The following is a 16,596-nucleotide window of genomic DNA, read 5'->3' on the forward strand; positions in this document are numbered from 1 at the left end:
GGTCAGTCTGGCAGCAGCGGCAGCAGCTCGGGCAGATGTCCGTCGGACGCGGCGGCGGCGCGCACGCGCTCCTCAGGGACCTCGCCGTACAGAGTCGTACGCGGCCGGGCCGGCCTGCCCGCCGCCTCCGCGATGGCGATCAGATCCTGAACGGAGCGGTACGAGCCGTAACTGGAGCCCGCCATCCGGGAGATGGTCTCCTCCATCAGCGTGCCGCCGAGATCGTTGGCCCCGGAGCGGAGCATCTCGGCCGCGCCCTCCGCGCCCAGCTTCACCCAACTGGTCTGGATGTTGGTGATGTGGGGGTGGAGGAGAAGGCGGGCCATGGCGGTGACGGCGCGGTTGTCCCGCGTGGTCGGCCCCGGCCGCGCGATCCCCGCCAGATACACCGGCGCATTTGTGTGAATGAAGGGCAGCGTCACGAACTCCGTGAAGCCTTGCCGCCCGGAATCCAGTGCGGCCTGCTGGATCCCGGCGAGCGTGCGCAGGTGGCCGAGCCAGTGCCGGGGCTGGTCCACATGTCCGTACATCATGGTCGAGGACGAACGGATGCCCAGTTCGTGCGCGGTCTTGACGACCTCGGTCCAGGTGGCGGTGGGCAGCTTGCCCTTGGTGAGGATCCAGCGGACCTCGTCGTCCAGGATCTCGGCGGCGGTCCCGGGGATGGAATCGAGTCCCGCCTCCTTGGCGGCGGTCAGCCACTCACGGATCGAAAGGCCGGTCCGCGACGCGCCGTTGACGACCTCCATCGGCGAGAAGGCGTGCACATGCATGCCCGGCACGCGCTCCTTCACGGCGCGGGCGATGTCGAAGTACGCCGTGCCCGGCAGGTCGGGGTGGATGCCGCCCTGCATGCACACCTCGACCGCGCCGACGTCCCACGCCTGCGCGGCCCGGTCGGCGACCTGTTCGAGGGAGAGGGTGTAGGCGTCGGCGTCCGTACGCCGCTGGGCGAAGGCGCAGAAACGGCAGCCGGTGTAGCAGACGTTGGTGAAGTTGATGTTGCGCGTGACGATGTACGTGACGTCGTCGCCGACCGTGTCGCGGCGCAGCTCGTCCGCGATCCGCGTGAGCGCGTCGAGGGCGGGGCCGTCGGCGTGCAGCAGGGCCAGGGCCTCGTCGTCCGTCAGCTTGGCCGGATCGTCGGCGGCCTGCTTGAGCGCGGCTTTCACGTCGGTGTCGATACGAGAGGGCACCATTCCGGGCACGGCGGCCTCGCGCAGCGCGTCCCAGTCGCCGTACACGTCGTCGAAATCGTCACGACGGTCGGAGGTACGGCCCTCGGTGTCGATGGTGTGGTGAAGGTCCGTCCTGCCCGAGGCGGTGAAACCTTCGTCCGGCTCCTGCCAGGGACGGCCCTCGACGGAGGCGTCCGCGTTCGCCAGCCCGGTCTGAGGATCGGCGAGCGCGCGGACGTGCGGCAGCAGCCGCGGATCGAGCCAGGGCTCGCCACGCTGCACGAACTCCGGGTAGACGGCGAGGCGTTCGCGCAGCTCGAAGCCGGCGGCCGCGGAATGCCCGGCGAGCTCGTCGATCTGGGGCCAGGGCCGCTCGGGATTGACATGGTCCGGCGTGAGCGGCGAGACGCCGCCCCAGTCGTCGATGCCGGCGCCGATGAGCCGCGCGTACTCGCCCGCCACCAGGTTCGGCGGCGCCTGCAGACAGGCGGACGGCCCCATGATGTGCCGCGCGACGGCGACGGTGGCGACCAGCTCGTCCAGCTCGGCGTCCGGCATGCCGCGCATCGCCGTGTCCGGCTTGGCGCGGAAGTTCTGCATGATCAGTTCCTGAATGCCGTGGTAGGCACGGGAGATGCGGCGCAGCGCGAACAGCGAATCCGCCCGCTCCTCGTACGTCTCGCCGATCCCGATCAGCAGCCCGCTGGTGAACGGCACGGAACTGCGCCCGGCGTCCTCCAGCACGCGCAGCCGCACGGCCGGCTCCTTGTCGGGAGACCCGTAGTGCGGCCCGCCCGGCTCGCTCCACAGCCGAGTCGCCGTGGTCTCCAGCATCATGCCCATGGACGGCGCGACCGGCTTGAGCCGCTGGAAGTCGGTCCAGGTCATGACGCCCGGGTTGAGATGCGGGAGCAGCCCGGTCTCCTCCAGGATGCGGATCGCCATTGCCCGTACGTACGCGATGGTGTCGTCGTAGCCCTCGGCCTCCAGCCACTCACGCGCCTCGGGCCAGCGGTCCTCGGGCTTGTCGCCCAGGGTGATGAGCGCTTCCTTGCAGCCCAGTTCGGCCCCGCGGCGGGCGATGTCGAGAACCTCGTCGGGCGACATGAACGCCCCGTGCCCGGCGCGGCGCAGCTTGCCGGGGACGGTGGCGAAGGTGCAGTAGTGGCACTTGTCGCGGCAGAGCTTGGTCAGCGGAATGAACACGCTCTTCGAGTACGTGATGACCCCGGGCCGCCCCGCGGCCTCCAGCCCGGCATCCCGCACGCGCGCGGCGGACGCGGCGAGGTCGAGCAGATCGTCCCCACGCGCCTGCAGCAGCACGGCCGCCTCGGCGGTGTCGAGGGCGACGCCGTCCCTGGCCCGCTTGAGGGCACGGCGCATGGCGTTCTCGGTGGGCCGTCCAGGTCGTCCGGGCTGGTGATCCGTCATGGATCGAGCATACGAGCGGAGGCTGCGGGCACATCACGCCTGGGCGAGGATTGCTGTCGCGGCGGTGATCTGCAGCGCGAGGTGGGTGAGGACGAGCGATTTCCGCAGGCCCAGAAGTTGCTGATGGGTGACTGTCGGCCGGGATCGGCCGCGTGTCAGTATCTTCGACGGTCATGGCCATGCCCCAGCCCCAACAGCCGCCCCGCTTGGACGAGCCGGCCCTGCCACCGCGTCGGACCCGAACCCGCAAGGTCCTCGCGATCGTCGCCGGGGGCGTCGTCCTGCTTGGCGGTCTCGTGTTCGCGGTGATCGCGATCGGTCCGAGCTCCGAGAATCCGAGCTCCGAGTACCGGCTCACCGAGCCGAAGACCCTGGTGAACGGCGCATATCAGCGGGTGGGAGGCGAGGGCTGGATGGTGGACGAGGCATTCCGTCTATCCCCCGACAGCAACTTCCGCGATCCGCACGGAGCACACGGCGAGTACACAGCCGCCGATGGCAAAACCCTTACGATCACGGGTGGTTGGGGACAGATCCGTGACCCGGACAAGGCACGCGGCAGCACGCTGAGTGGCCCCGCCACGGCCGAGGGCACAGCAGTCCTGGTCCGGGCCAAGGACATGACCCCGGCGGGTGCCCCGGTGAAGGTGGGATGCCAGGTGCTCGCCTACCCCGACACCGACACCCCCGCGCCGTTCGCAATGTGCGTGTGGGCCGACGGCAACACCAAGGCGTCCGTCGAGCTGATGCTCCCCGGCTTGCCCAAGCCAGAGGACTTCGACTTGGCCGAACTGGCGCAGCTCACGCTCGACATCCGCGCCGAGATACGGCAGCCGATCACGTCTTAACGTCCTGCCGCACGCCACCGTCGTGGTCGACCACTTCCACGTGGTCCAGCTCGCCAACAACATGCTGTCCATGGTCAGGCGCCGCACCACCGCGGAGACCCGGGGTCGGCGCGGACGGGCGAGCGACCCGGAGTGGAAGGCCAGACGGCGGCTTCTGCGCAACCGCGAGGACCTCACCGACGACCAGTTCGCCGCCATGTGGAACACGCTCCTGGGCGAGGGGGAGATCGGGCAGACGCTGCTGACGGCCTGGATCGCCAAGGAGAACCTGCGCACCCTCCTCGCCCTGGCCCGCACCGGTGCCGACCGCCACCAAGTCGGCCACGCCCGCTGGAAGTTCCTCACCTGGTGCGCAGACTTCGACATCCCCGAAGTCCGCCAGCTCGCCACCACCGTCGACCGCTGGTGGCCCGAGATCGGCGCGTTCATCGACACCGGTCACAGCAACGCCAAGAGCGAAGGGATCAACCGCGTGATCAAGCTCGTCGCCCGCAACGCGTTCAGATTCCGCAACGCTGACAGTCAGCGTCTACGGACACGCTGTTCACCACTCGCCGAGCCCGTGGACACCTCCGCACGGCTCAACTTTGAAGACCCCGATAAGGCCGACCGCCCGTCCGATGCGCTGCGTCCCGGAGGCGCGCTGCGGCATCACATACGGGAAGGGCTCTACAGCAACCCTCATTGATAGGCCGACAGCCAAATTCGTTCCGTCGACTCCAGCGCTCATTGCTCTTTTGAGCGGCAGAGCCGAGAATTCAATTCTCGATTGAGCAGTTCAATCAGCTTCGGATATATGAGGCTAAGGCCCTTGCGTAAACAGCGGTCTACGATCTAGCTTAGTAGGCGCGTAAAGCCACATTGGACCGGCGCACCACAGGGTGTGCGTACAGAAGGAGTAAAGATGAAGCGGACAGTCAAGCGGACGGCATTCGGCGGCGTGGCCGCGGCAGTCGCACTGGGGAGCATGCTCACGCTGCAGGCTAGCCCTGCAGAGGCCGCGGCGGTCGGCAAGTGGTGCAAGTCGGCAACGAAGTCGACTAACCTGGTCCTCGATACGAGCAGGGGGAGGCTCTGCGTTTACGGCACCGGCCACTACCGCACGAACCTCAATGTGAAGTCGGCTCGTACCTACCGTGGCAAGAGCGCTGTGCTTGGGAGTCAGTGGAGCGGCGGCGGCGCAGAATGGCGTGTGAACGGCCGGTGGACGTCAATCGGGGCCACCATAACCTCTATTAAGGTAGGCTGATGGGTTACCGGTCGGTGTGCTCGAAGTGACCGGACCTGAACGATCAGCGCCGGTTCACCGACTACGGTAACGAGCGCAATCCGAAGTCCACGCTCGGCCGGTGCTATCACACCGCGGGGGCGGTCACGATTCCTCTATGGCTGCCCCCGCGGACCCCACCTGGCGCAGGGCTTCGACACTCTGCTAGGGCTTATGCAGTACGTGTCGCCGGAGAAGGCCGGACGCCGAAAACAAGCGAGCCGTGTTACTGGGACGGCGACATCCCCTGGATTTCGGCCGCGAGCCTCAAGTCACCATGGCTGGACGAATCTGATCGAAAAATCACGTCCCTCGGAGCTGAGAACGGAACCCGGCTGGCCCCGAAGGGCACGGTCATCTTCGTGGTACGAGGGATGAGCCTGACGTCAGAATTCCGGATCGGCCTGACTCAGCGCGAGGTCGCCTTCGGGCAGGACTGCAAGGCACTTATTCCTCACGCTGGGACAGACCCCGTCACCCTCTTCCTGGCCATCAGGTCCAAAACGCCGGAGATTCTCGGGCTCATGGATCTGGCCGGACACGGTACCGGCCGTCTCGCAACAGACCTAATTACCCAAATGCCCGTACGCCTGCCGGAGTATGAAACAGCGGCCGCGTTTTCGCGAATGGTCGTGCCGCTCACGCAGCGAGCAAGCGCGACAGTTCGCGAAAACCGAACCCTCACGCCCACCGCCGCCTCGCCTCCTTCGAGAACCTCATCGGCGCTCCCGAGCGCATAGAGGAACCGGCGGCCACCGTCCTCAGGCACTGGGACGTACGCCGTCGCCCTACTCCTTGGCGGCGTCATTCGTCACGAACCGTAAGCGCCATTCCGCACCGACCGGGGGCGGGGCGACACTGTCCCCACGCTTCGGCGTCACGGAGCGACCACCTCGCCGTCGTCCTCGTCCGGCAGCCGGCGCGTGAGCCGCGCGATTCGGAATGTATTCCGAAGTCAGTACCAACGCCCTCGGCCGGTGCCCACAGCACCCTTACGACACCGCCACTTCCGCCCAGACCGTCTTGCCGATCACTCGGCCCTTGGTGCCCCAGGAGGTGGCGAGCGCCTCGACGAGCTGAAGTCCGCGGCCGTCCTCGGCCTCCGGCGCCGACTGCCGCGGCTCCGGTTCGCACTCCCCGCGCGGGTCCGAGACCTCGATGCGGAGGGTCGTCGGGGCGAGCGTGAGGCGCAGCTCGAAGTCGCGACCCTGGACGCGGGCGTGGGTGACCGCGTTCGCCGTGAGCTCGGCGACGATCACCGCGGTCGAGTCGGAGAGGTCGCTGCCGTACGGGATGCCCCACTCGTCGAGCTGATGCAGGGCCAGGTGCCGGGCGAGGCGGGCGCCTCGGCGCGTGGCGCTGAAGCACTGGGTGAACTCGGCGGTGGGGAGACTGATTTCGGCCTTCATGTCACTCAGCGTGGCTGGTTCGCCGTACCCTGACCAGGAGGGAGATCGCGACGCTGGGTAACTGTACGGGTACGGACGGCGGGCTGTACGGAACGTCGGCCGTGACCGGAGAAGGCGGTACGGCATGACGGAAGAACGGCCCGAGCGACCGGCTGAAGTGGACGGGACGGCGCATCTCTTCAGCGCTCTCGGCAAGCAGATCAAGGTGCTCCGGGAGAACGCCGGGCTGAGTCAGCGGGAGCTGGGCGTTGCAGCCCACTGCGGGGAGGACCTGATCTCCTCGATGGAGCGGGGCGTACGGACTCCGCAGCCCGATTTCCTGGAGCGGGCCGATGAGTTGCTGACGGCCGGGGGTGTGCTGAAGGCCGCGGTGGAGGACGTACGGTAGGCACAGGCAAAGGCGCGGACGCGGCATCCGGACTGGTTCCGGGACTATGCGCGGGCGGAGGCGGAGGCCGTCGCTCTGCACGACTACAGCAACCAGGCCGTGCCCGGATTGCTCCAGACCGAGGAGTACGCAAGGGCGATCTTCACCCAGCGACGGCCTCTGTTGGATGAGGCAACCATCGAGAAGCGGGTGGTCGACCGACTCGCTCGCCAGCAGATCTTCGAGCGCTGGCCCGCGCCCATCTTCAGTTACGTACTGGAAGAGGCCCTGCTGCGGCGACTGATCGGCGGACAGGCCGTCCATGAGAACCAGTTACGTCAGCTGCTGCGCTTCGGCCGGCTGCGGACCGTGGAACTCCAGGTGATGCCGCTAGATCGCGAGGAACACCCCAGCCTGGACGGCGCGTTCATCCTGCTGACGCCCAAGGGGCGGCAGCAGGTCGCGTACACGGAGATCTACGGTCACTCTCGACTGATCACCGACCCGGAAGAAGTCCGCACCTTCACCGAACGCTATGGGATCATCCGAGCGCAGGCTCTCACGCCCCGGGAGTCACTGGCCCTCATCGAGAAGTTGCTGGGAGAACGATGAGCACTGAGCAACTCCACTGGTTCAAGAGCAGTTACAGCGGTGCCGAAGGTGGCACATGCGTCGAGATCGCCTACGCGTGGCGCAAGTCCAGCTACAGCAGTGGCGAGGGCGGCGCATGCCTGGAGGTCGCCCCCACACCCGCCGCCGTCCGTGTCCGAGACTCCAAGGTCATCGAAGGCCCCCAGCTCGCCGTCACCCCCGCCACCTGGTCCGCCTTCGTCCTGTACGCCCGGCGGCACCCGACCGGCTGAGGTCCGTGCGTGTCTTCGGCACCCTGTCGGGCCTGGTCGGCAGGCTCGGGTGCATGAAGACATCACCCCTGATCGCCGTCGCCGCGCTGGCCGCCGCCGTGCTCCCCGCTGCCGTCCTGCTCGCCGCCGGCAGCGCCGCCGCCTCCCGGGCGCCCACCGTGCAGGCGCCCGGGCCCGCCGGGGGTCACACGTACTGCGCGTACTCGTCCAGCACGCCCAGGACCTCCGCCTCCCCCGCCGGCGGCAGCTGCAGCACGACCTCCTCCACGCCCAGTTCCGCGTAGTGCGCCAGCTTCCCCGGCGACGGCAGGACCGCGTACGGGACCACCTGCAAGGCGCCCGGGTCGCGGCCCGCCTTCTCCCAGACCTCGCGCAGCACCGGCACCGACTCCGTCAGGCCACGCCCGCCGATCGGGAGCCAGCCGTCCGCGTACTCCGCGATGTGCGAGAAGAGCTTCGGCCCGGCCGCCCCGCCGATCAGCGTGCGCGGCGCGCCTCCCGCCGGCTTCGGGTACGCGTACGACGCCCGCACCGCCCCGAACTCGCCCTTGTACGCGGTCGGTTCGGCCGCCCACAGCGCCCGCATCAGCGCCATCCGGTCCCGCCCCAGCTCTCGCCGCGTCGTCCACTCCACGCCGTGGTCCGCGGCCTCCTCCTTGTTCCAGCCGAAGCCGACGCCGAATGTGAACCGCCCGCCCGACAGGTGGTCGAGGGTCGCGATCTGCTTGGCCAGGTCGATCGGGTCGTGCTGGGCGACCAGCGTGATGCCGGTGCCGAGGCCGAGGCGCGACGTGACCGCCGCGGCCTGGCCGAGGGCCACGAAGGGGTCGAGGGTGCGGCCGTACTCGGGCGGCAGCTCGCCGCCCGCCGGGTACGGGGTCGTTCGCTCCACCGGGATATGGGTGTGTTCCGGCAGGTAGAGCCCGCCGAAGCCGCGCTCCTCCAGCTCGCGCGCCAGCCGCACGGGCGTGATCGTCTCGTCCGTGAGGAAGATCGTCGTCGAGATCCTCATGAGCTCCTCCGTCGTCGTCGGCGCTGGTGGCGGGCCCAAGGTACGCCGTCCGGCGACAGATGCCGAGTGCACGGCGGGTGCGGGCCGAGAGTACCCGCGTGGTGCACGCCGGGTGCAGCCAAATGCACCCGCCCCGTGCACGCCGGTGCAGGCAAAGAAGGGCGCACGCCCGGTGCACGCCGGGTGCAGGCCAAAAGCGCACGCCGAGTCCAGGCCAAGCCCGCACCCACCGCAGGCCAGGCGCACAGCACTGTCCCGCCATCGCCTCGCCCCCTGCCACCCCCCTTCCCTTGAACAGCAGTTCACGGCTCAATACGAGGGTTTGAGTGCACCACTTCTGCCCCTCTCCTCAGCCTGGGAGCCGACGGCATGTGCAACGACGAACACGCGAAACACGCCATGGACAGACGCGGACTGCTGGTGACGGGAGCGGCCGCTGCGCTTACGTTGGGCACTGTGAGCTTCGCGAACGCCGCACCGAACAACGACGGGCAGTCCGGCCAGAGCGACGGGCAGACCGAGGTCGTACGCGGCACGCTGCCGCCCGGCTCCCCCGACTTCGTGTATCTGCCGGTGGAAGTCCCGCGAGGCGTACGCGAGATCCACGTCGCGTACACCTACGAGCGGCCCGTCGTCCCGGCCGGCACGCAAGGCAACGCCCTCGACATCGGCATCTTCGACGAGCGCGGCACGGAGCTCGGCGGGCGCGGCTTCCGCGGCTGGTCGGGCGGGGCGCGCACCGAGTTCTTCATCCGCGCGGACGACGCGACGCCGGGCTACATTCCGGGCCCGGTGCGGGCCGGTACCTGGTACATCGCGCTGGGCCCGTACACGGTCGCGCCGCAGGGTCTCGCGTACGAGGTCACCATCACGCTCCGGTACGGCGCGCCCGGCAAGACCCCCAAGCCGGTCTACCCCCCCGAGCGGGCCAAGGGCCGCGGCCGCGCCTGGTACCGCGGCGACTGCCATCTGCACTCCTGGTACTCGGACGGCAAGCGCACCCCCGCCGAGATCGCCGCGCTCGCACGCGGCGCCGGCCTCGACTTCATCAACACGTCCGAGCACAACACCCATGCGGCGCACCGGGCGTGGGAGGGACAGTGGGGCGACGACCTGCTCGTCCTCACCGGCGAGGAGGTGACGACGCGCAACGGCCACCTCGTCGCGCTCGGCACCGACCCCGGGACTTTCGTCGACTGGCGTTACCGGGCCCGCGACAACCGTTTCGGCCACTACGCCCGCGAGATCAGGCGCTCCGGCGGCCTGGTCGTCCCGGCCCACCCGCACGCCACCTGCATCGGCTGCAACTGGAAGTTCGGCTTCGGCCAGGCGGACGCGGTGGAGGTGTGGAACGGCGCGTACACCCCCGACGACGAGGTCTCGCTGCAGGCCTGGGACAACACGCTGGTCGCGTCCGCACGCTCCGGAAAGCCCTGGACCCCGGCGATGGGCAACAGCGACGCGCACCGCCACCCGGACCCCGTCGGCACGCCGCAGACCGTGGTGCTGGCCGACGAGCTGTCCCGTGAGGCGATCCTGGACGGCATCCGGGCGGGACACTCGTACGTCGCCGAGTCCTCCGCGGTGTCACTGTCCTTCTCGGCTGCGGGCGGGCGCGGCCGGCACGCGGGCATCGGCGAACGGCTGCGCGTCGACGCCGACGACCCGGTGACGGTACGCCTGGAGGTCAGCGGCGCGCCGAACTGCTCGGCCCGCATCGTGACGGACCAGGGCGTGCTGCACACATCGGCGTTGCCGGCGTCGGGGACGGGCACGGTGGAGTGGGGCACGACGGCGTCGTACGCGGCGTATGTGCGAGCCGAGGTGCGGCGCGCGCCGGTGGTGCCGGGACTGCCGGGTCCGCTGGTGGCGTTCACGAACCCGGTCTTCCTCGGAAGCTGAGGGATGACGGAACGCGACTCCCTCAGGGCCGGCGCACCTCGAAGTGGAAGCAGCCGTACTCCACGGCCCTGACATGAACCAGGACCACCTCGGGATCGGCGAAGGCTTCCGCCAACGCCGCGTCGAACCCTTCCGTGGCCGCCTCCGGAATCTCCAGGAGGCGGCCTCCCGCGATGCGGCCCCGGGCGTCGTAACGCCGCAGAGCCCGCAGGGCCCCGGGGCGGGCGAAGGGGTACCCGTCCTGCTCGCCCGGCCCCGCGCACTCCTCGGCATGGATGAAGACGGGCCCCTGCTCGTCGTACGCCCCGGGCTCGACCCGCGTCTCGGCGGCCCATCTCCGCAGTGGCGCGTACGAGACGAGGGCGATCCGCTCCCCGATCCCGCTCGGCCGCAGACAGCAGCGCAGGACTTCGCCGCCTTCGGTATCGGCGTACGGGACGCAGGGGCGGCCCCCGTCGTCGGTGTCGCGGAGCTGCTTGAGAGCGGCGGGATCGATGGGGCGGGCGGTCCAGAGGGTCGATGTCATGCCTTCAGCGTGGCGCGTGAGGCGGCCGGCTTCCGGCGGGAAACGGACATGGCGCTCAGCGGACATTGTGCTCGGCGGACATGACGCTCGGCGGACACGGCCCGACCGCGGGTCAGTGCTGGACTACCGCCTTTGCGCCCACGATGACCAGCCCCAGAAGGAGGTTGACCGTACCGGTGACGGCGACCAGGCGGCGAGGGGCACCGGCTTTGACCACCCCCGCGGTGGCCCAGGCGACCTGCTCGGCGAGAGCGACGCCGAGCCCCAGCCACGCGGTGTCGCCGGGTCCGAGCCCCAGGGAAGGGCTCACTGCCACGGCGGCGGCCGGCGGGAGCGCGGCCTGAGCGATCGGCCATTCCGTGCGTGCCTCGTGGCGGATCGTCTCCCACGACAGTGGCTGATGTGCGAGGCGGTCGCCGACGAGGCGGGCGTAGACGTGCGTGATCCAGAAGACCAGTCCGGTGGTGAGCAGCATGACCACGAGCTGGAGCCGGGGGAAGGAGCCCAGCGTTCCCGCTGTGGCGATGACCGAGGCAGCGAGGAGCGAGCCGTAGACCGCCCCGGCATAGTTCCACGCAGTTGCTTCTGCCGGTTCGGGGTTGCGACGTCTCATCCCCTCAGCTTGCCGGGCCGCCCGCGGCTCACGCTGTCACCGCGCCCGTCCGGATCGCCGCGATCGCCCGGACAGAGACCTAGTCGCTGACGACCAGCGCCGGGGTCTCCTTCGTCAGCACCTCGCCCCGGAAGAACGCCGGGCTCCGGCGCTGCATCGCCACCATCAGCACCACCCCGAGCAGCAGCAGCCCGACCCCGATCACGAACACCGAGCCGACGCCGAAGACCGCCGAGCCGCTGCCGTACGCCGGGTCCCACATGTCGTACAGCGTCTTGCAGAAGACCGCCGCCAGCAGGATGCCCCCCACCACCGGGAACAGGCCCTTGAAGACGAAGTCCCGCGCCGATACGAACAGTTCGCGGCGGAAGTACCAGGCGCAGGCGAACGCCGTCAGCGCGTAGTAGAAGCAGATCATGAGGCCGAGGGCGTAGATCGTGTCGACCAGGACGTTCTCGCTGACCAGGGTCATCACCGTGTAGAAGACGCCGGTCGCGATGCCCGCCACCACCGTCGCGCGGCCCGGCGTCTTGAAGCGCGGGTGGACGCGGGCGTACGAGGGCGGCAGGGCCTCGTACGCCGACATGGCCAGGACCGTCCTGGCGACCGGGATGAACGTCGTCTGGAGGCTGGCCGCCGCAGAGGCGAGGACCGCGACGAAGAGCAGGATGCCGAGGCCGGGGCCCATGACCGGGCCGGCCAGGGCGGCGAAGACGTTGCCGGAGGTCTCTTCGTTCGACAGGCCCAGGCCGCTGTCGCCGGAGCCGACGGCCATCTGGGCGGCGATGCCGGTCGCGAGGTAGGAGCCGACCAGGACGACCATGGCGATGAGGGCGGCGCGGCCGGGCGTCTTCTCGCTGCCGGTCGTCTCCTCATTGGCGGTCAGGCACGCGTCCCAGCCCCAGTACATGAAGATCGAGAGCGAGACTCCCGCCGTGAAGGCGGCGAAGGACTGGACCGCGAAGGGGTTCATCCAGGACCAGGAGAAATCGATGCCGGTGTCGAAGGCTCCGCTGCCCGCCTTCTGGAAGGCCATCACCACGAAGATCGCCAGCACCAGCAGTTGGAGGCCCACCAGCGCGTACTGCACGCCCTTGGTCGCCGTCATGCCGCGGTAGCTGATCGCCGTCGCGATCGCGATCAGGATGAGGCAGGTCAGGATGTGGACGGGTTTGCTTTCGTCCAGCGCGGCGACTGCGTCGCTGCCGGTGATCTCGCCCGCGAGCAGCCAGAAGTACGACGTGGCCACTCCCGCCAGGTTCGAGAGGACGATGATCGTCGCGATCACCAGGCCCCAGCCGCACATCCAGCCCAGGCGCGGGCCGAAGGCCTTCACCGTCCAGGTGAAGGAGGTGCCGCAGTCCGGCATCACGCGGTTCAGCTCGCGGTAGGCGAAGGCGACCAGCAGCATCGGCAGGAAGCCCGCCAGGAACACCGCGGGCATCTGCAGGCCGACCTCGCCGGCTGTGGAACCGAGGGTGGAGGTCAGGCAGTAGACGGGGGCGACGGTGGAGATGCCGATGACGGCACTGCCCATCAGCCCGACCGAGTTGCCGCCCAGTCCCTTGGCGCGTACGCCCGTCTCGGGCACGTCCCTTACCGCGTCTCCGGCCTGGGGCCGTGCTTCCAGCTGAGTCATGAGGAGGACGTTAAGTGCTGCGGTTTCCACATCCGGAGGGGCTGACTCCGGCCATGACTTCTTGAGTTCCATGGTCCGGATCGACGAACGATCTATGAATGGAAGACGAACATCGCCGCACACGCACCCATCCGCAGGTCGCGGCGTCATCGTTCCGGGATGCGAAAACCGCAGCACTGTCCTTTTTGTCAGGTTTCAAATTTTCCCGCACCCATTTTCCCGCACCCTTTTCCCCACGGCTCCCCACTGCTTTCCCCACGGCCGTCACCCCGGCCACACCACCGCCTGCAACTCGCTGTACGCATGCAGCGCGTACGAACCCACATCCCGCCCCACACCGCTCTTCTTGAACCCCCCGAACGGCGCCTCCATGTTCCGGCCGATCGTGTTCACCCCCACGCCGCCGGCCCGCAGCTGCCCCGCCACCCGGAACGCCCGGGCCACATCCCCCGACCAGACGTAGTCGATCAGGCCGTAGTCGCTGTCGTTCGCCAGGGCGACGCCCTCCTCCTCGTCGTCGAAGGGCACCACGACCACCACCGGGCCGAAGATCTCCTCCCTGACCACCCGCATGTCGTTCGTACAGTCGGCGAAGAGCGTCGGCGCGACGTAGAAGCCCCGGTCCGGTGACGGCGGGCGCTCGCCGCCCGCGACCAGCCGCGCGCCCTCCTTCTTTCCCAGTTCGATGTACGACTCCACCCGGTCACGGTGGGCGGCGGAGATCACCGGGCCGACCACCGTGCCCTGCTCCGCCGGGTCGCCCACCTTCACATGGGTGAGGTAGCCCGACAGCTTCTCGATCAGCAGGCCGTAGATGCCGCGCTGCGCGATCACCCGCGTCGGCGCCGTACAGATCTGGCCGCTGTAGAAGGAGAACGTGGTGCCGATGCCCATCACCGCGGAATCCACATCCGCGTCGTCGAAGACCAGCGCCGCGCCCTTGCCGCCCAGCTCCATCAGCTGGCGTTTCATCCCACGGCCGCAGACCTCCGCGATGCGCCGTCCGACCGCAGTCGAGCCGGTGAAGCTGACCATGTCGACCTCCGGGGAGTCGACGGCGGCCTCGCCGACGGCCGGCGCGGAGCCGGTCACGACGTTCACGACACCGGGCGGCGCACCCGCCTCCGCCAGGGCCTCTGCCATCCGGTAGACGGAGAGGGGGTCCTGTGGGGCCGGCTTCACGACGACCGTGTTGCCCATGGCGAGCGCGGGCGCGACCTTGCCCGCCGGGTTGGCCCAGGGGTTGTTGTACGAGGTGATGCAGGTGACCACGCCGACCGGGCGGCGCACGGCGAGGGCCCCGAACACGCCCGCCCTGCCCATCGGGCCTGCAGCGTTGATCTGCGGCGGCAGCCCCTGCTCCACGGGTTCCAGCGCACCCTTCGCGTACCGCCGGAAGCGGGCCGCGCCCACCGCGACCTGCATACCGCGCGCGGTCGCCGTGGTCGCGCCGGACTCGGCGCGGGCCAGGAGGGCGTACGGCTCGGCTTCGCGCTGGATGACGTCGGCGGCAGCGTCGAGGATCCGGGCGCGCTCCTCGGGGGCGGTACGGGACCACGTACGGAAGGCCTCGCGGGCGGCCTCCGCCGCCGCGTACACCTGGTCCCGGCTCGCCTCGGGCGCAAGGCCGACGACCTCCTCCGTGGCCGGGTTGACCACTTCGTAGTGCCCGCCGTCGGGCTCGACCCACTCGCCACCGATGAACAGCTGCTGCGGGCCGGTCACTTGGTGCTCACCGTCCTCGTGTCGCGGCCGGACCTGAGGACCGTGCCCGGCACCGCCCCGGTGACCTGGTCGTCCCGTATCGTCTCCACGCCGTTGACCCGCACCGACACGATGCCGATCGCCTTCGCGTCCAGCCGCGGGCTGTCGCCGGGCAGATCGTGTACCAGGGTCGCCGGGCCCGCCTCGATCCGCTGCGGATCGAAGAGGACGAGGTCGGCGTGGAAGCCCTCCTGGACGCGGCCGCGTTCGCGCAGGCCGAAGAGGCGCGCCGGGTCGTCGGTCAGCATCTTCACGGCCTCCTCCAGGCCGACGAGCCGCCGACCGCGCAGACAGTCGCCGATGAAGCGCGTGGTGTACGGCGCACCGCACATCCGGTCCAGGTGCGCGCCCGCGTCGGAGCCGCCGAGCATGACGTCCTCGTGCTGCCAGGTCTGCTTGCGCAGTTCCCAGCTCGCCGGGTCGTTGTCGGTGGGCATCGGCCACAGGACCGTACGCAGCTGGTCGTTGGCGCAGATGTCGACGAGGCACTGGAAGGCGTCCTGGCCGCGCTCGGCCGCGATGTCCTTCACGACCCGCCCGCTGAGACCCTCGTTCTCCTTGGAGTACGTGTCGCCGATGACGTAGCGGCCGAAGTTCGCGAGGCGGCGGAAGACTCCGGCCTCCTTGCTGTTCGCGCGGCACAGCATCTGGGCGCGTACGCCGGGATCGCGGAGTCTCTCGATCCGTTCGGCGACGGGGAGGGAGAGGATCTCGCCCCAGCCGGGGATGAGATTGAGCGCGCAGAAGGTCCCCAGCGACATGTTCATCGGGGTGAGGATCGGCATGGTCAGGGCGACGATGCGTCCGCCGGACTCGCGGGCGCGCTCGCTCGGTATCAGCTGGCGCGGTACGCGCTCGGGAACGGATGCGTCGATGGTGAGAACGTTCCAGTTCAGCGGTCGTCCGGCCACCGTGGTCATCTCGACGAACAGATCGATCTCCTCGTCCGCGAACTGGTCCAGGCAGCCCGCGACGATCGCTTCGAGCTGCGTGCCCTCGTGCTCGGCGACGGCCCTGGACAGTGCGAGGAGTTCTTCCGGCTTGGCGTGCCGGGACGCGACCGGGTGGCCGTCGCCGTCGGAGTGGGTGGACGACTGCGTGGTGGAGAGCCCCCACGCGCCCGCGTCCATCGCGTCGTGGAAGAGCCTGAGCATCTCGTCCAGCTGCCCGGGCGTGGGCTGCCCGCCGACCGCGTCTGGCCCCATGACATGCCGGCGCAGGGCGCAATGGCCCACCATGAAGCCCGCGTTGACGGCGATCCGGCCCTCCAGAGCGTCCAGATACTCACCGAAGGTGTGCCAGTTCCAGGGCGCGCCGTCCTCCAGGGCGACCAGCGACATGCCTTCGACCTTGGACATCATGCGGCGCGTGTAGTCGGCGTCCTCGGGACGGTCGGGGTTGAGCGGGGCGAGCGTGAAGCCGCAGTTGCCGCCGGCGACGGTGGTCACGCCGTGGTTCATGGAGGGGGTGGCGTACGGGTCCCAGAACAGCTGCGCGTCGTAGTGCGTGTGCGGGTCGACGAAGCCGGGGGCGAGGACGATCCCGGACGCATCCTCGCTGGTCCTGGCCTCCTCGGCGACGGTCCCGGGGGCGGCGATGAGGGCGATGCGCCCGTCGCGTATCCCGACGTCGGCGACGTACGCGGGTGCGCCGGTCCCGTCCACGACGGTCGCGGAGCGAATGAGGTGGTCGAGCATGACGTGAATTCCCTTCCGTACGCCGGTGATCGGTGGCTCCGGCCGGGGCGGCGGTGCGGCAGGCCGCTGCCGGGTGCGCG

13 protein-coding genes and 1 pseudogene are annotated in these 16,596 nt (G+C 69.6%); 6 read left to right on the forward strand and 8 right to left on the reverse strand.

Annotation, left to right across the window (positions count from 1 at the left end; all coding sequences use genetic code 11):
- Positions 1–2 precede the first annotated feature (2 nt).
- A complete protein-coding gene (locus ACFYWY_RS17070) occupies positions 3–2,609 on the reverse strand; it encodes a bifunctional FO biosynthesis protein CofGH (RefSeq protein WP_389186436.1) in 2,607 nt (868 codons plus the stop codon).
- A gap of 173 nt (positions 2,610–2,782) precedes the next feature.
- Between ACFYWY_RS17070 and ACFYWY_RS17075 the strand changes: the two genes are divergently transcribed.
- The 3 genes from ACFYWY_RS17075 (at position 2,783) to ACFYWY_RS17085 (ending at position 4,706) form a co-directional block, all read left to right on the forward strand.
- Positions 2,783–3,457 (forward strand): hypothetical protein, encoded by a 675-nt coding sequence (locus ACFYWY_RS17075; protein ID WP_389186439.1) that lies wholly within the window; start codon positions 2,783–2,785, stop codon positions 3,455–3,457.
- 4 nt (positions 3,458–3,461) lie between these two features.
- Positions 3,462–4,145: a transposase gene (locus ACFYWY_RS17080; protein WP_389186924.1), complete on the forward strand. Its 684-nt coding sequence runs from the start codon at positions 3,462–3,464 to the stop codon at positions 4,143–4,145.
- A 216-nt stretch (positions 4,146–4,361) separates the two neighbouring features.
- Positions 4,362–4,706, forward strand: a complete 345-nt coding sequence (locus ACFYWY_RS17085) for a hypothetical protein (protein WP_389186441.1) — start codon at positions 4,362–4,364, stop codon at positions 4,704–4,706.
- Between the two features lie 1,010 nt (positions 4,707–5,716).
- Here the strand turns inward: ACFYWY_RS17085 and ACFYWY_RS17090 are convergent.
- On the reverse strand, positions 5,717–6,133 hold the full coding sequence (locus ACFYWY_RS17090; RefSeq protein WP_389186444.1) for an ATP-binding protein: 417 nt from the start codon (positions 6,131–6,133) through the stop codon (positions 5,717–5,719).
- A 124-nt stretch (positions 6,134–6,257) separates the two neighbouring features.
- Between ACFYWY_RS17090 and ACFYWY_RS17095 the strand changes: the two are divergent.
- Positions 6,258–7,112 (forward strand): annotated as a pseudogene (locus tag ACFYWY_RS17095) (Scr1 family TA system antitoxin-like transcriptional regulator).
- Entirely contained in the window at positions 7,109–7,363 is a 255-nt protein-coding gene (locus ACFYWY_RS17100) for a DUF397 domain-containing protein (protein WP_389186447.1), read from the forward strand. The pseudogene ACFYWY_RS17095 and the gene ACFYWY_RS17100 overlap by 4 nt, the downstream one beginning before the upstream one ends.
- A gap of 184 nt (positions 7,364–7,547) precedes the next feature.
- Here the strand turns inward: ACFYWY_RS17100 and ACFYWY_RS17105 are convergent, their stop codons facing one another.
- Positions 7,548–8,375, reverse strand: a complete 828-nt coding sequence (locus ACFYWY_RS17105; protein WP_389186450.1) for an LLM class F420-dependent oxidoreductase — start codon at positions 8,373–8,375, stop codon at positions 7,548–7,550.
- 369 nt (positions 8,376–8,744) lie between these two features.
- Here ACFYWY_RS17105 and ACFYWY_RS17110 point away from each other — a divergent pair, with 369 nt between their 5' ends.
- Positions 8,745–10,277 (forward strand): CehA/McbA family metallohydrolase, encoded by a 1,533-nt coding sequence (locus ACFYWY_RS17110; RefSeq protein WP_389186453.1) that lies wholly within the window; start codon positions 8,745–8,747, stop codon positions 10,275–10,277.
- Between the two features lie 22 nt (positions 10,278–10,299).
- On the opposite strand, the gene ACFYWY_RS17115 is transcribed toward ACFYWY_RS17110, so the two are convergent.
- The 5 genes from ACFYWY_RS17115 to ACFYWY_RS17135 form a co-directional block, all read right to left on the reverse strand.
- Positions 10,300–10,803, reverse strand: a complete 504-nt coding sequence (locus ACFYWY_RS17115) for a DUF1203 domain-containing protein (protein ID WP_389186456.1) — start codon at positions 10,801–10,803, stop codon at positions 10,300–10,302.
- A gap of 112 nt (positions 10,804–10,915) precedes the next feature.
- Entirely contained in the window at positions 10,916–11,416 is a 501-nt protein-coding gene (locus tag ACFYWY_RS17120; RefSeq protein WP_389186459.1) for a hypothetical protein, read from the reverse strand.
- A 79-nt stretch (positions 11,417–11,495) separates the two neighbouring features.
- Complete coding sequence (locus tag ACFYWY_RS17125) at positions 11,496–13,055, reverse strand: APC family permease (RefSeq protein ID WP_389186461.1); 1,560 nt, start codon at positions 13,053–13,055, stop codon at positions 11,496–11,498.
- A 264-nt stretch (positions 13,056–13,319) separates the two neighbouring features.
- Entirely contained in the window at positions 13,320–14,780 is a 1,461-nt protein-coding gene (locus ACFYWY_RS17130) for an aldehyde dehydrogenase family protein (RefSeq protein ID WP_389186463.1), read from the reverse strand.
- Complete coding sequence (locus tag ACFYWY_RS17135; RefSeq protein ID WP_389186466.1) at positions 14,777–16,516, reverse strand: amidohydrolase family protein; 1,740 nt, start codon at positions 16,514–16,516, stop codon at positions 14,777–14,779. The genes ACFYWY_RS17130 and ACFYWY_RS17135 overlap by 4 nt, the downstream gene beginning before the upstream one ends.
- Positions 16,517–16,596 lie beyond the last annotated feature (80 nt).

This window comes from Streptomyces sp. NPDC002870, from assembly GCF_042888505.1.
Classification (GTDB): Bacteria; Actinomycetota; Actinomycetes; order Streptomycetales; family Streptomycetaceae; genus Streptomyces.

What these genes read in the sequence shown, in the direction of transcription:
- ACFYWY_RS17075 (WP_389186439.1), top strand. Translation starts at nt 2,783, where the DNA reads ATGGCCATGCCCCAGCCCCAACAGCCGCCCCGCTTGGACGAGCCGGCC.
- ACFYWY_RS17135 (WP_389186466.1), bottom strand. Translation starts at nt 16,516, where the DNA reads ATGCTCGACCACCTCATTCGCTCCGCGACCGTCGTGGACGGGACCGGC.
- ACFYWY_RS17120 (WP_389186459.1), bottom strand. Translation starts at nt 11,416, where the DNA reads ATGAGACGTCGCAACCCCGAACCGGCAGAAGCAACTGCGTGGAACTAT.
- ACFYWY_RS17090 (WP_389186444.1), bottom strand. Translation starts at nt 6,133, where the DNA reads ATGAAGGCCGAAATCAGTCTCCCCACCGCCGAGTTCACCCAGTGCTTC.
- ACFYWY_RS17110 (WP_389186453.1), top strand. Translation starts at nt 8,745, where the DNA reads ATGTGCAACGACGAACACGCGAAACACGCCATGGACAGACGCGGACTG.
- ACFYWY_RS17105 (WP_389186450.1), bottom strand. Translation starts at nt 8,375, where the DNA reads ATGAGGATCTCGACGACGATCTTCCTCACGGACGAGACGATCACGCCC.
- ACFYWY_RS17100 (WP_389186447.1), top strand. Translation starts at nt 7,109, where the DNA reads ATGAGCACTGAGCAACTCCACTGGTTCAAGAGCAGTTACAGCGGTGCC.
- ACFYWY_RS17125 (WP_389186461.1), bottom strand. Translation starts at nt 13,055, where the DNA reads ATGACTCAGCTGGAAGCACGGCCCCAGGCCGGAGACGCGGTAAGGGAC.
- ACFYWY_RS17085 (WP_389186441.1), top strand. Translation starts at nt 4,362, where the DNA reads ATGAAGCGGACAGTCAAGCGGACGGCATTCGGCGGCGTGGCCGCGGCA.
- ACFYWY_RS17070 (WP_389186436.1), bottom strand. Translation starts at nt 2,609, where the DNA reads ATGACGGATCACCAGCCCGGACGACCTGGACGGCCCACCGAGAACGCC.
- ACFYWY_RS17115 (WP_389186456.1), bottom strand. Translation starts at nt 10,803, where the DNA reads ATGACATCGACCCTCTGGACCGCCCGCCCCATCGATCCCGCCGCTCTC.